Raw genomic sequence first — 13,587 nt, 5'->3', positions numbered from 1 at the left:
TTACAATGCGTTCCATGCATCGGCCCAGGCAATCCCTACGCCGGGCTCATAGTAGGCAGGCGCAACATTACACCATGAGCCTTCCGGGAACGGTTTGCACTGGTACAATGCGCCATTACTGTTGACGATGTCGCCCGGATTCCATTTCTGGCTGCTGCTCCAGGCAGGATAGCTGGTGGTCTTATCTTCGTCATCCGCAGCGGCGGCCTTCGCTTTCACATTCAGCGTATAAACCGCAGTGCTGGAGAGCGTACCGTCGCTAACGGTCAGATTCACCACATACTGGGTGTTCTGAGTGACATCCGGCGCGTTGAAAATCACAACGGCTTTATCCTGGCCGCTCAGCGTTTTGCCATCCTGCGACATCCAGGTATAGGTGAGCTTGTCGCCATTCGCGTCGGTCGATCCTTCCGCGCTGAGTGAAACCGGGCTACCAGCTTCCACCGCCCCGACCGGCCCGGCAATGCGCGCGACTGGCGCCACGTTTTCATCCGTCACTGGCGCCGGAGTTGGCGTGACATCCGGTTCAGTGGTTCCGTTATCATCGACGACATTAACGTTGAAATAATGCTGTACACATTTCGTGTAGTCACCCTCTTTAAAGGCGGTATACGGCGTCTGATATCCCACTAACTGGCAGGAATAGGTTTTACCGTCCGCAGTATCGGCGCTCCAGCCCCAGTCTTGTTCCCAATAGATCGGTAACGCGCCAGCGCCGCCTTCATCGAACTGCTTCATCTTTTTACAGCCCAACACTTCGTCCGCCGGCACCGGCACTTTCAGGTAGTTGGCAAACTCTTTGTAGTAGGCGATACGGTTAAGCGACTGCGCATTCTCATCTGCGCCGCCGCACTCCACGCCGCCATTGATGATCTGAATGGTGACGCCGAAACCTGATACCAGGCCGTTTGCTTTATCGCGATCGTTTGGCTGCCAGGTACCGTCAATCACATGTAGCATAGACGGCTTCGGCGGCTGCGGGTACACAAAGAAGAAGACGGCGCTCGCCAGGTTCATCCAGGTATCCGCCACCAGCTCGGGTTTATCCAGCAGAGGGCGAACGTCGCCATACATCGCGTCAGAGAAAGGCCCATAGTTGTAGTTATAAGAAAGCTGTTTTGCCCCGCGACCAAAATAGCTGAGGAAATCGCCGTCCTTATCTTTACCGCACGGCCAGGTCTGGCCCTGCCATACATCCGGGTTACATTCGCCGTTGTAGCCGCCTTTCTGCCCTTCTGTCCAGCCGACTTCGCGCAGATAGACCAGCGCCTGACGCCATTCCGGAATGTCACGCCAGCTTTCGTGACCGCCCGTCTCCTGGGCAAAATGCGCAAACATAGTAGCCAGGGTTTTACGGCAGATAGCGTCGCTATCGCGTCCATCGGTGTAGGTACCACAAACCGCCGGGAATTTACCTATCGCTTTCAGGAAGTTAGAGTAAGTGTATTCCGGCGCGCGCATCGGGAACAGATAATCCCAGTCGGCCTCTTTCAGAATACTTTCAACGCGTTTTACGTTTGCCGGGTTAGCGGCGCGCCCCGGTTCGATTTGTTCGACCGCGCTGTTATCCAACGTCTGGATAGAGGATTTCACTGCCTCCATTAACGGAAAATCCGTCAGCGCTTTCTCTTTCGCCGCCAGATCGCTGGCGTTGATGGTCATTGGCTCACTACTGCTAAGCAGCGGCGCGGCCTGCGCACCGGATAAGCTCAACATGATTCCTGCCGCCACGGCGCTGAGCGCCAGTGTTTTTTGCAATCCCATAATTTTCTCCTTGAAGGGTAGTTCACTGCCTGCCCTGGCCACACGCCTGGCAGTTGATACAGTGTCAGGGAGAACATGCCGTTGCGTTTAATCACATCAACTCATCGGCGTCTCATTTTTCCTCGTCCAAAAAAAAGAGGCCGGATTATCCGGCCTCCTGGGAAAAATGAGGTAAATGATTAGGCGTAACCGTAGCTCATCAAACGCTGGTAACGACGGTTTTTTAAATCATCGGTGCTTAACACATCGAGATCGGCTAAATCTTCCAGCAGCTGCGCTTTTAGCGATGCCGCCATCGCTTCCGGATTACGGTGCGCGCCGCCCAGCGGCTCCGGAATGATGGAATCGATTAGCTTCAGCTCTTTCAGACGCGGCGCGATGATGCCCATTGCTTCAGCAGCCAATGGCGCTTTGTCGGCGCTCTTCCACAAAATAGAGGCGCAACCTTCCGGGGAGATAACGGAATAGGTGCTGTATTGCAGCATATTCACTTTATCACCCACGCCAATCGCCAATGCGCCGCCGGAGCCGCCTTCGCCAATCACGGTGCAGATGACCGGTACGTTCAGACGAGACATCTCACGCAGGTTGCGGGCGATGGCTTCAGACTGACCACGCTCTTCCGCGCCCACGCCAGGGTAAGCGCCCGGGGTGTCGATGAAGGTGATAATCGGCATGTTGAAGCGTTCAGCCATTTCCATCAGGCGCAGCGCTTTGCGGTAGCCTTCCGGCGCTGGCATGCCAAAGTTACGACGAATTTTTTCTTTGGTTTCACGACCTTTCTGATGACCAATGATCATCACCGGCCGCCCTTCCAGACGCGCGATACCGCCGACGATGGCTTTGTCATCAGCATAGGCGCGATCGCCCGCCAGCTCATCAAACTCATCAAACGCCAGACGGACATAATCCAGGGTGTACGGACGCTGCGGATGGCGCGCCAGTTGGGCTACCTGCCATGCGCCGAGATCGGCGAAGATTTTGCGCGTCAGTTCTACGCTTTTTTCGCGCAGGCGATGGACTTCTTCATCGATATTAATATCCAGTTTCTCATCCTGGCGGCTTACCGCAGTCAGAGAATCGATTTTCGCTTCCAGCTCTGCTATCGGCTGTTCAAAATCAAGGAAATTCAGACTCATAGTATTCCTGTATTAGTCAAACTCCAGTTCCACCTGCTCCGAACCAATGAGGCCACGCAGATCGTTAAGTAAACGATCGCTCGGAGAGACACGCCACGTTGCGCCAAAACGCAGCCGCGCACGCGCATCCGCCCTCTGATAGTAGAGATGTACTGGAATGGTCCCCGAGCGGTGGGGTTCCAGAGACTGACGGAGTCGGTTTAAAAGCTGGTCATCAATTTGCCTGTCCGTCAGCGAGATAGCAAGCCCGCGAGCGTATTTTTCGCGAGCTTCGTCAATATCCATCACTTCGCGGGCGGTCATTTTAAGCCCCCCGCTGAAGTCATCAAAGCTGACCTGTCCGCTGACGATAAGTATGCGGTCTTTTTCCAGCAACTGCTGGTATTTATCCAGCGCGTCGGTAAATAACATCACTTCCAGACGCCCGGAACGGTCATCCAGCGTACAGATGCCGATACGATTGCCGCGCTTGGTGACCATAACCCTTGCGGCAATCACGAGCCCCGCAGCCGTGGTGACTTTACCACGTTCTGTCGGATGCATGTCTTTGAGCCTTACCCCGCCGACATAGCGCTCAATTTCTTTTAAATACTGATTGATGGGGTGGCCCGTCAGGTACAGCCCCAACGTTTCACGTTCCCCATCTAACACCACCTGCTCCGGCCACGGCTGGCAGCTGGCATAGGATTGTTCGATTTGCTCCGGCTCTTCCGCCAGCACGCCGAACATATCCGCCTGACCGATAGCTTCCGCTTTAGCGTGCTGGTCGGCGGCTTTCAGCGCATCGCCCAATGAGTTCATCAGCGCGGCGCGGTGCGGCCCCAGGCGGTCGAACGCCCCGGACATGATCAGCTTTTCCAGCACCCGGCGGTTGAGCTTTTTGGTGTCGGTCCGCGCGCACAGATCAAACAGTTCGCGGAAATAGCCGCCCTGATTACGCGCGTCGATGATCGCTTCGATCGGACCTTCGCCGACGCCTTTGATCGCGCCGATACCGTAGACGATCTCGCCCTCATCGTTAACGTGGAAATGGTACAATCCGGAGTTAATATCCGGCGGCAGAATTTTCAGTCCCATCCGCCAGCACTCGTCCACCAGGCCGACGACCTTCTCGGTGTTGTCCATATCGGCAGTCATCACCGCCGCCATAAACTCTGCCGGATAGTGCGCCTTTAGCCATAGCGTCTGGTAAGAAACCAGCGCATAAGCGGCGGAGTGCGATTTGTTAAACCCGTAACCGGCGAATTTCTCCACCAGGTCAAAGATTTTCATCGCCAGTTCGCCGTCGATACCGTTCTTTTTCGCGCCCTCTTCAAAAACGGAACGCTGTTTGGCCATCTCCTCCGGCTTTTTCTTACCCATCGCACGACGCAGCATATCCGCGCCGCCGAGAGTATACCCGGAAAGTACCTGGGCAATCTGCATCACCTGTTCCTGATACAGAATGATGCCGTAGGTCGGCTCCAGTACCGGCTTCAGGCTTTCATGCTGCCACTGAACGTCCGGGTAAGAGAGTTCTTCACGGCCGTGCTTACGGTCGATAAAGTTGTCTACCATCCCTGACTGCAACGGACCGGGACGGAACAGGGCCACAAGCGCGATCATATCTTCAAAGCAGTCTGGCTGCAGACGTTTGATCAGATCTTTCATGCCGCGCGATTCAAGCTGGAAGACCGCCGTGGTTTCCGAGCGCTGCAGCATGTCGAAGCTTTTCTTGTCATCCAGCGGAATGGCGGCGATATCCAGCGGCGGCTCGCCGTTTTTCTCGCGCCGCTTGTTGATCATCTCCAGCGCCCAGTTGATGATGGTCAGCGTACGCAAACCGAGGAAGTCGAACTTCACCAGCCCGGCATATTCCACGTCGCTTTTATCAAACTGGGTAACCGGATGCTTGCCCTCTTCATCGCAGTACAGCGGCGCAAAGTCGGTAATTTTGGTCGGCGCGATGACCACGCCGCCAGCGTGCTTACCGGCGTTACGCGTGACGCCTTCAAGCTTACGCGCCATATCGATCAGCGCTCTGACCTCTTCATCCGCCTCGTAAATTTCCGGCAGTTGCGGTTCCGCTTCAAAGGCTTTTGCCAGCGTCATGCCCGGATCGGGCGGCACCAGCTTCGAGATACGATCGACAAAACCGTACGGATGCCCCAGCACGCGGCCCACATCGCGGATAACGGCTTTCGCCGCCATCGTACCGAAGGTGATAATCTGCGATACCGCATCACGCCCGTACATGTCTGCGACGTGCTCAATCACCTGGTCGCGTTTCTCCATACAGAAGTCAACGTCGAAGTCAGGCATCGAGACACGTTCCGGGTTCAGGAAACGTTCGAACAGCAGGTCAAATTCCAGCGGATCAAGGTCGGTAATTTTCAGCGCGTAGGCCACCAGCGAACCAGCCCCGGAACCACGTCCCGGCCCTACCGGCACGCCGTTATCTTTTGACCACTGGATAAACTCCATCACGATGAGGAAGTAGCCAGGGAACCCCATCTGGTTGATAACCTGTAGTTCAATATCCAGACGCTCGTCATATTCCGGGCGACGCTTTTTGCGCTCTTCTTCGTCCGGAAACAGGAAAGCCAGACGCTCTTCCAGCCCCTCTTTCGCTTTTTTGACCAGATAATCTTCGGTGGTCATATCGCCGGTCGGGAACTGCGGCAGGAAATATTCACCCAGACGCACCGTTACGTTGCAGCGTTTGGCAATCTCCACCGTATTTTCCAGCGCCTCCGGAATATCGGAGAACAGCTCGCACATTTCTTCTTCACTGCGCATATACTGCTGCGGTGAATAATTGCGTGGACGTTTAGGATCGTCGAGGGTGAAACCGTCGTGGATCGCGACACGAATTTCATGGGCGTCAAAATCATCGCTTTCAAGAAAACGGACATCGTTTGTCGCAACAACCGGCAAACCACGTGCCTCAGCCAGTTCAACCGCAGCATGGAGATAGGTCTCTTCATCCTGTCTGCCGGTGCGGATCAGTTCCAGAAAGTAGCGATCGGGAAAATGCGTTTCATAGAAAGCAACGCACTCCTCCACCAGCGCCTGGTTGCCGCGTAGCAGACAGCGGCCTACGTCGCCCATGCGCCCGCCGGAAAGCAGGATCAAACCTTCTTTAAGCTCTACCAGCCAGTCGCGCTCGATAATCGGGCCTGCCGCGCCGTAGCCGCGCTGATACGCTTTCGAGATCAGCAACGTCAGGTTCTGGTATCCCGTATTATTCGCCGCCAGTACCGTCAGATGAGTCAGCTCATCTCCCAGCAGTTCGTTGTGAACATTAAAGTCCGCCCCGACGATGGGTTTAATGCCCGCGCCATGACCCGCTCCGTAGAACTTCACCAGACCGCAGAGGTTGGTAAAATCGGTGATCGCCAGCGCAGGCATACCTAATGAGGCCGCCTTTTTCACCAGCGGCCCGGTCTTCGCCAGCCCATCGATCATAGAGTAGTCGCTGTGCACCCGCAGGTGAACGAAACGTGGTTCAGACATCTTCAGATTTCTCGATACAAGAATCAGGACACAAGTCCCAGAGCGCGTTTAACAGGCGCAAAACTGCGTCGGTGGTGCGCCGTCGCGCCATACTGTGCCAACTTTTCCAGATGAAAAGCGGTTGGATAGCCTTTGTGCTGCGCAAAGCCATACTGAGGAAAAACGATATCCAGCGCCGCCATTTCTGCGTCGCGGGTGACTTTCGCCAGAATAGACGCCGCGCTAATCTCCGCCACGCGGCTGTCGCCTTTCACCACGGCCATTGACGGCACAGGCAGCGCCGGACAGCGATTGCCGTCGATCAGCACATATTCTGGCGCAATATGCAGACCAGCGACAGCGCGCTGCATGGCGAGCATGGTGGCGTGCAAAATATTCAGCTCATCAATTTCATGCGCTTCCGCGCGTCCCAGACTCCAGCTTAACGCCTTTTCTTTAATCTCGTCATACAATGACAGACGACGCTTTTCAGACAATTTTTTGGAATCATTCAGACCGACGATCGGACGAGCCGGATCGAGGATCACGGCGGCGGTCACTACGGCGCCCACCAGCGGGCCACGGCCCACTTCATCCACACCCGCCACTAAATGGGTGTGTGGATAAACAAATTCGATCATTGCGCTAACTCCAGGACGGCATCTGCCGCCTGCTCATCGGCATTACAGCGGATCTGCTGATGCAATTCACGGAAGGTGTCGTGCATCGCATGGCTGGTTTTACCGTTCGCCAGTAGCGGCAACAGCGCTTCGGCGAGTTTTTGCGGTTCGCACTCTTCCTGCAACAGCTCTTTGACTAATTCTCTTCCCGCCAGCAGGTTAGGCAAAGACACATACTCCGTTTTCACCAGACGTTTCGCCAGCCAGAAAGTGAAGGGCTTCATACGATACCCCACTACCATCGGGCATTTTGCCAGCATACACTCCAGCGCCGCCGTACCCGAGGCCAGCAGAGCCGCGTCGCTGGCGATCATCGCCTCGCGCGCCATGCCGTCCAGCAAATGAACGGCGAGATCCGGCGCAACCTCCGCTTTAATTTTTTCAAACTGCTCGCGGCGTTTGGCATTGACCAGCGGCACGACCACTTCCAGATCGGGATAGCGCTGTCGCAGCAATTGTGCGGTTTTCAGGAAGTCGGCGCTGAGCATTTCCACTTCCGCGCCACGGCTGCCTGGCAGTAGCGCCAGACAATGGGCGTCATGCGGGATACCCAGCACGTCGCGCGCCGCATTTTTATCCGGGTCCAGCGGCATGGCATCCGCCATGGTGTGACCGATAAAGCGGCACGGGACGTTAAATTTATCGTAAAACGCTTTTTCGAAAGGCAGAAAAGCCAGCACCATATGGGTGGATCTGCCTATTTTGAAAACGCGTTTCTGTCGCCAGGCCCAAACGGACGGGCTGACATAATGAATGGTCTTAATCCCTTGTTTTTTCAGATTACCTTCGAGGGTAATATTGAAATCAGGGGCGTCAATCCCGACAAAGACATCGGGCTTGAGTTCGGTAAAACGGCGGGTCAGATCGGCGCGGATATGCAACAAACGGCGTAAACGTCCGAGCACTTCAACAATGCCCATGACCGCCAGCTCTTCCATTTCGTACCAGGCTTCACACCCTTCGGCCTGCATACGCGGCCCCGCAACGCCCACAAAGCGGGCGTTGGGTACGCGCGCTTTCAGCGCACGAATTAAGCCTGCGCCAAGAATATCGCCGGACGTTTCACCGGCGACCAGGGCAATCGTTAAAGGACGCTGTGCCGCCATTAACGAATCGGACCGCGCGTTGAACGCTCAAAGAACTCGGTAAACGCCTTCACCTCCGGATGCTTTTCAGCAAGTTCAGCGATTTCCAGCTTCGCTTCGTCGAGCGTTTTACCACTGCGGTACAACAGTTTGTAGGCATTACGAATCGCCACCAGCCCTTCACGGCTAAAGCCGCGACGCTTCAGCCCTTCGATATTTACCCCGAACGGCGTCGCATGGTTACCCTGCGCAATCACATACGGAGGGACATCCTGCGCCACGCCGGAGCAGCCGCCGACCATCACATGCGCACCGATAATGCAGAATTGATGAACTGCCGTCATACCGCCGATGATCGCAAAATCATCGACTGATACGTGCCCCGCCAGCGTGGCGTTGTTGGCGAGGATACAGCGATTACCTACCGTACAATCATGTGCGACATGCGCATTGATCATCAGCAGGTTATCGCTACCCACCTTCGTCAACCCACCGCCCTGCACTGTACCACGATGAATGGTGACGCTTTCGCGGATGCGGTTACGATCGCCAATTTCCACACGGGTCGGCTCACCCGCATATTTCAGATCCTGGTTCACTTCACCGATGGAGGCAAACTGATAAATCTCGTTGTCGCGGCCGATTTTGGTTTGACCATTCACGACCACATGAGACTTCAGTACGGTTCCCTCACCAATTTCGACCTGCGGCCCAACAATACAAAAGGGACCAATGTGGGCATTAGCGCCAATTACAGCGCCGTCTTCCACAATGGCGGTAGGATGAATAAAGGCGGATTTATCAATCACGAATCAGGCCTCCCGGCTACGAGCACACATCATGGTTGCTTCGCACACAACTTTACCGTCGACCAGCGCAACCCCTTTAAAGCGGGTCAGGCCACGGCGCGTTTTCTCGAAAGTGACTTCCATGATCATCTGATCGCCTGGCACCACCGGACGCTTAAAGCGCGCTTCATCAATACCCGCGAAATAATACAGTTCGCCAGGTTCCAGTTTACCAACGCTTTTAAACGCCAGAATACCGGTTGCCTGCGCCATCGCTTCCAGAATCAGCACGCCTGGCAAAATCGGTTTGCCCGGGAAGTGCCCCTGGAAAAACGGCTCGTTGACGGAGACATTTTTCACCGCACGCAGAAAACGACCTTCTTCAAAGTCCAGCACGCGATCGACCAGTAAAAACGGAAAACGGTGCGGCAGAAGCTCTAAAATCTCTTCAATCTGCAGAGTATGAGTGTTAGTAGTCAAAATACTCTTCCTGTCCAAATATACAAAAAGGCAATAATAACACGGCCTGCCGCAATCGTATGAATGTGACAGGCCGGAAAAGAATGGCAACTACAAGGCGGAACGTTAGTCTTGTTGATTAACCTTGCGCTCAATCGCTTTGAGACGCTTGCTCATATCATCAATGTTCATCACCAGTGCAGCAGTTTTACGCCATACTTTGTTGGGTTGCAGCGGAATGCCTGAGGAGTAGACGCCCGGTTCCGTGATGGGACGCATCACCATACCCATGCCAGTTACCGTGACTTTGTCGCATATTTCCATATGCCCATTGATCACGCTGGCGCCGCCAATCATGCAGTAACGGCCAATCTTCAGGCTACCCGCCATAATGACGCCACCGGCAACTGCCGTATTGTCGCCAATCACGACGTTATGTGCAATCTGGCACTGATTATCAATAATCACGCCATTGCCAATAACAGTATCATCCAACGCGCCACGGTCAATGGTGGTACAAGCGCCGATCTCGACACGATCGCCAATAATGACCCGGCCCAGTTGTGGGATCTTCACCCAGTTGCCACGATCGTTAGCGTAGCCAAAACCGTCCGCGCCGATCACCGTACTGGACTGGATCAGGCAATTCTCACCGATCTGAATGTCGTGGTAAATCGTTACGTTCGCCCACAAGCGTGAACCCGCCCCGATTTTGGTATTTTTTCCGACGAAACAGCCTGCGCCGATAACCACGTTATCGCCCAGTTGTACGCCAGATTCAATCACCGCATTCGCGCCGACTGAAACATTGCTACCCAGCGTTGCCGTCGCATCAATCACGGCGCTTGGCGCGATATTCTGCGCGGGCTGCGGCGTAGTATCTAAAATTTGCGCCATGCGCGCGTAGGCCAGGTAGGGATTTTTAACTACCAGCGCCGCGCTCTTGGCAAAAGGAAGATCGTCCTGCGTCATGACAACCGCAGAAGCCTGGCACAAACCTAAGTGTTCACGGTACTTAGGATTTACCATAAACGTAATGTGGCCTGTTGTTGCAGATTGCATGGACGCAACGCCGGTGATGACGATATCGCCATCACCGTGTAATTCTGCATCCAACTGTTCTGCTAAGTCAGCCAGTCGAATTGAAGGCATTACTTATTTAACCTGTTTCAGTACGTCAGCGGTGATGTCTTTCACATCGCTGCTGTTGTAAGCAACGGTGTTTGCGTCTACCACCAGATCGATACTCTGGTCGTTAGCCACTTTTTTCACCGCAGTCTGGATACGAGTCACCAGTTTGTTGCGTTCTTCGTTGGAACGACGAGCGCGATCTTTCTCAAAAGCCTGCGCTTTTTGTGCGAAAGTCTGGCGCTGAGACATCACGTCTTTTTCCAGCTTAGTACGATCGCTACCTGCTTTCATGGATTGCAGACGCTGCATTTTAGATTGCAGATCGGTTTCCATTTTTTGCAGTTCAGCCGCACGGCCTTTAAATTCGTTTTCCAGTGTATTGGATACACCCGTCTTCTGCGCAACCTGTTGGAACAGATTACCCATGTTGACGATTGCAATTTTGTCAGCAGCCTGTGCGGACGTTACCATCGCCAAACCAAGACCTGCAGCTAATAACCACTTTTTCACAATAAACTCCTTACCATCCCATTTGCACCCGAAGGTACAGCTCTTTGCGTGGCCTGGCGATCCCTGGGGGCATCGCCAAAAGTCATCGCTACACTACCAATGCATTCCTTTGCAGTGAACAATTACCAGGTTTTACCAATGTTAAACTGGAACTGCTCGGCTTTGTCTCCATCGTACTTTTTAAACGGCTGGGCGTAGGAGAAGACCAACGGCCCCAATGGGGACATCCATTGTAATGCGATACCCGCGGACATACGGATGTTGCCTGGATCGCTGTAATCCGGTACATCTGACGGCGCAGATGACGGATCCCAGTTCGTATCCCAAACGGTACCCATATCCCAGAAGAAGGAGGTACGAACCGAGTTGGCATACTTTTCGCTGATGAACGGCGTCGGGGTAATAAATTCCAGGCTGGCGACAGCCATGGCATTACCACCTACCGCATCATCTGATTTACAGCCTGATTCCTGAGTACAGTCTTCGTAATCATCATTATCGTCCCAACTAGTGTGGGCGCCATTTTTATAGACCGCTTTCGGGCCGATAGTATTCGACTGGAAACCACGCACGGTACTGGAACCACCGGCATAGAAGTTCTCATAGAACGGCATTTCCTTGCCGCCTAAACCATCGCCATAACCCCAACGAGTACGCCCCAGAACCACCCACTTGTGATCGTTATCAATAGGCACATAGGTCGCGGTATCCAGCGACACTTTGTAGTATTCGTTGTCGGAACCTGGGATCGTCACCTTACCCGTCAGGTTGACTCGCGAGCCGTCCGTCGGGAAATAACCACGGTCAAGCTTGTTATAGGTCCAGCCGTAGTTAAAGGTGAAGTCGTCGGCGGCAAAATCGCTGGCATCAGGGTCGCCCATCGACTCAAGATAACGATCCATCGCAATCTGCGGCTGCATGTTGGACAGTTTGTTATGGACATAACCCAGACCAGCACGCAACGTGTTGTACTCGTTGATGGGGAAGCCAAGCGTCACATCCGTACCGTAACTCTTGTTGGTATAGTCGGACAGGTCGGCATCATCCGCTTCAAAGTCGTTATAGAAGATACGACCACCGAGGCTCACGCCATCAACGGTAAAGTATGGGTTAGTAACGGACAGTTCGCTGTAGGTCTGGTAGTCGTTTTTGGTGCCGTTAATCCCCACGGAATAACCGGTACCTAACCAGTTGTCCTGCTGAACGCCGGCCTGGAAGCTAACGCCGCTTTCTGTACCGTAACCGATACCGAAGTTAAAGCTACCGGTGTTGCGCTCTTTCACCTTGTACACCACATCAACCTGATCCGGGCTACCCGGAACGCGCTGCGTGTCGGTGTCGACGGTTTCAAAGAAGCCGAGACGGTTCAGACGCTCTTTCCCCTGGTCAACCAGGTCGCTGCCCAGCCACGCCCCTTCCATCTGGCGCATTTCACGGCGCAGAACGGAATCTTTTGAGGTGTCGTTGCCTTCAAAGCGGATCTTACGCACGTAGAAACGGTTGCCCGCATCGACGTTTACGCGCAGTTTTACGGTTTTGTCAGCATCGTTAATTTCAGGCTGTGACTGCACGCGCGGATAGGCGTAACCATAGCGACCCAGAAGCTTTTTGATGTCATCTTCCATTTTGGTCACTTTGGTGCCGTTATAGAGCTCGCCCGGTTCAATTTTCGTCAGTTTCTCAATTTCAGCGGAATGTCCGGCCAGGTTACCGCTCACCTGAACCCCGGAAAGCTTGTACTGATCGCCTTCGGTGATATTGACGGTGATGTAGATCCCTTTCTTATCCGGCGTCAGACTCACTTGCGTGGAGTCAATATTGAAACGCGCGTAGCCGCGATCCAGATAGTAGCTGCGCAAGGTTTCAAGGTCGCCCGCCAACTTCTGTTTCTGGTATTTACGATCGCCGACGACGTTCCACCACGGCACTTCGTCACGCAACTGGAAATGAGAAATGAGTTCTTCGGTGCTAAAGGCATGGTTACCGACGATGTTGATCTGTTGGATCTTCGCCGATACGCCCTCCTGGAACACCAGTTTAAGATCAACACGGTTGCGCGGTAGCGGCGTGACGACCGCCTTAACGCTGGCGCTGTATTTACCTACGCTATAGTAAAAGTCTTCCAGACCTTTTTCGATATCAGACAGCGTGGTGCGATCCAGAGACTCGCCAACACGTACGCCAGACGCTTCGAGGTTTTGCTTGAGCATGTCATCTTTCACCGACTTGTTCCCGGAGAAAGTGATGCTGGCAATGGTCGGACGTTCTTTTACCTGAACCAGAAGGGTATTACCATCGCGCAGGACGCGGACGTCCTCAAAGTTGCCGGTGGCGAACAGAGCGCGAATGGTGTTACTGATATCTTCATCATTAACCGTGTCGCCTGTGCGCACCGGCATACTGAGGAGAGCCGCACCAACGGCGACTCGCTGCAGGCCTTCGAAATGAATGTCCTTCACTACGAACCCTTCAGCACCGTATACGGTGGCGCTGCTGAACAGCAGCGACGCTATGAGCAACTTTTTCATCGCCATCGTTATTATGCGTTCTTCCTAAC

Annotated in this window: 10 protein-coding genes; all 10 read right to left on the bottom strand. The window is 54.1% G+C overall.

From position 1 onward, the window contains the following. Entirely contained in the window at positions 1 to 1,764 is a 1,764-nt protein-coding gene (locus ABVN36_RS03380) for a chitinase (RefSeq protein ID WP_000524168.1), read from the bottom strand. Between the two features lie 179 nt (positions 1,765 to 1,943). Continuing rightward, positions 1,944 to 2,903, bottom strand: a complete 960-nt coding sequence (gene accA, locus ABVN36_RS03375) for an acetyl-CoA carboxylase carboxyl transferase subunit alpha (protein WP_000055753.1) — start codon at positions 2,901 to 2,903, stop codon at positions 1,944 to 1,946. A gap of 12 nt (positions 2,904 to 2,915) precedes the next feature. After that, positions 2,916 to 6,398: a DNA polymerase III subunit alpha gene (dnaE, locus tag ABVN36_RS03370; RefSeq protein WP_001294835.1), complete on the bottom strand. Its 3,483-nt coding sequence runs from the start codon at positions 6,396 to 6,398 to the stop codon at positions 2,916 to 2,918. Positions 6,399 to 6,421: 23 nt separating this feature from the next. Further along, positions 6,422 to 7,018 (bottom strand): ribonuclease HII, encoded by a 597-nt coding sequence (gene rnhB, locus ABVN36_RS03365; RefSeq protein ID WP_000569411.1) that lies wholly within the window; start codon positions 7,016 to 7,018, stop codon positions 6,422 to 6,424. Next, positions 7,015 to 8,163, bottom strand: coding sequence for a lipid-A-disaccharide synthase (lpxB, locus tag ABVN36_RS03360; protein WP_000741216.1), 1,149 nt, complete (start codon positions 8,161 to 8,163; stop codon positions 7,015 to 7,017). The genes rnhB and lpxB overlap by 4 nt, the downstream gene beginning before the upstream one ends. After that, complete coding sequence (gene lpxA, locus ABVN36_RS03355) at positions 8,163 to 8,951, bottom strand: acyl-ACP--UDP-N-acetylglucosamine O-acyltransferase (RefSeq protein WP_000565950.1); 789 nt, start codon at positions 8,949 to 8,951, stop codon at positions 8,163 to 8,165. The genes lpxB and lpxA overlap by 1 nt, the downstream gene beginning before the upstream one ends. Before the next feature lie 3 nt (positions 8,952 to 8,954). Then, positions 8,955 to 9,410, bottom strand: coding sequence for a 3-hydroxyacyl-ACP dehydratase FabZ (fabZ, locus tag ABVN36_RS03350; RefSeq protein WP_000210741.1), 456 nt, complete (start codon positions 9,408 to 9,410; stop codon positions 8,955 to 8,957). Positions 9,411 to 9,515: 105 nt separating this feature from the next. Further along, entirely contained in the window at positions 9,516 to 10,541 is a 1,026-nt protein-coding gene (gene lpxD, locus ABVN36_RS03345; protein WP_023138965.1) for a UDP-3-O-(3-hydroxymyristoyl)glucosamine N-acyltransferase, read from the bottom strand. A 3-nt stretch (positions 10,542 to 10,544) separates the two neighbouring features. Further along, on the bottom strand, positions 10,545 to 11,030 hold the full coding sequence (skp, locus tag ABVN36_RS03340; protein WP_000758966.1) for a molecular chaperone Skp: 486 nt from the start codon (positions 11,028 to 11,030) through the stop codon (positions 10,545 to 10,547). Between the two features lie 122 nt (positions 11,031 to 11,152). Beyond that, a complete protein-coding gene (bamA, locus tag ABVN36_RS03335; RefSeq protein WP_001240922.1) occupies positions 11,153 to 13,564 on the bottom strand; it encodes an outer membrane protein assembly factor BamA in 2,412 nt (803 codons plus the stop codon). Positions 13,565 to 13,587: the final 23 nt, after the last annotated feature.

Origin of the sequence: Salmonella sp. SJTUF15581 (genome assembly GCF_043356775.1) — a bacterium.
Lineage (GTDB): Bacteria > Pseudomonadota > Gammaproteobacteria > Enterobacterales > Enterobacteriaceae > Salmonella > Salmonella enterica.
The sequence above is the reverse complement of the archived record's forward strand: the minus strand, read 5'-3'. Positions and strand labels throughout refer to the sequence as shown.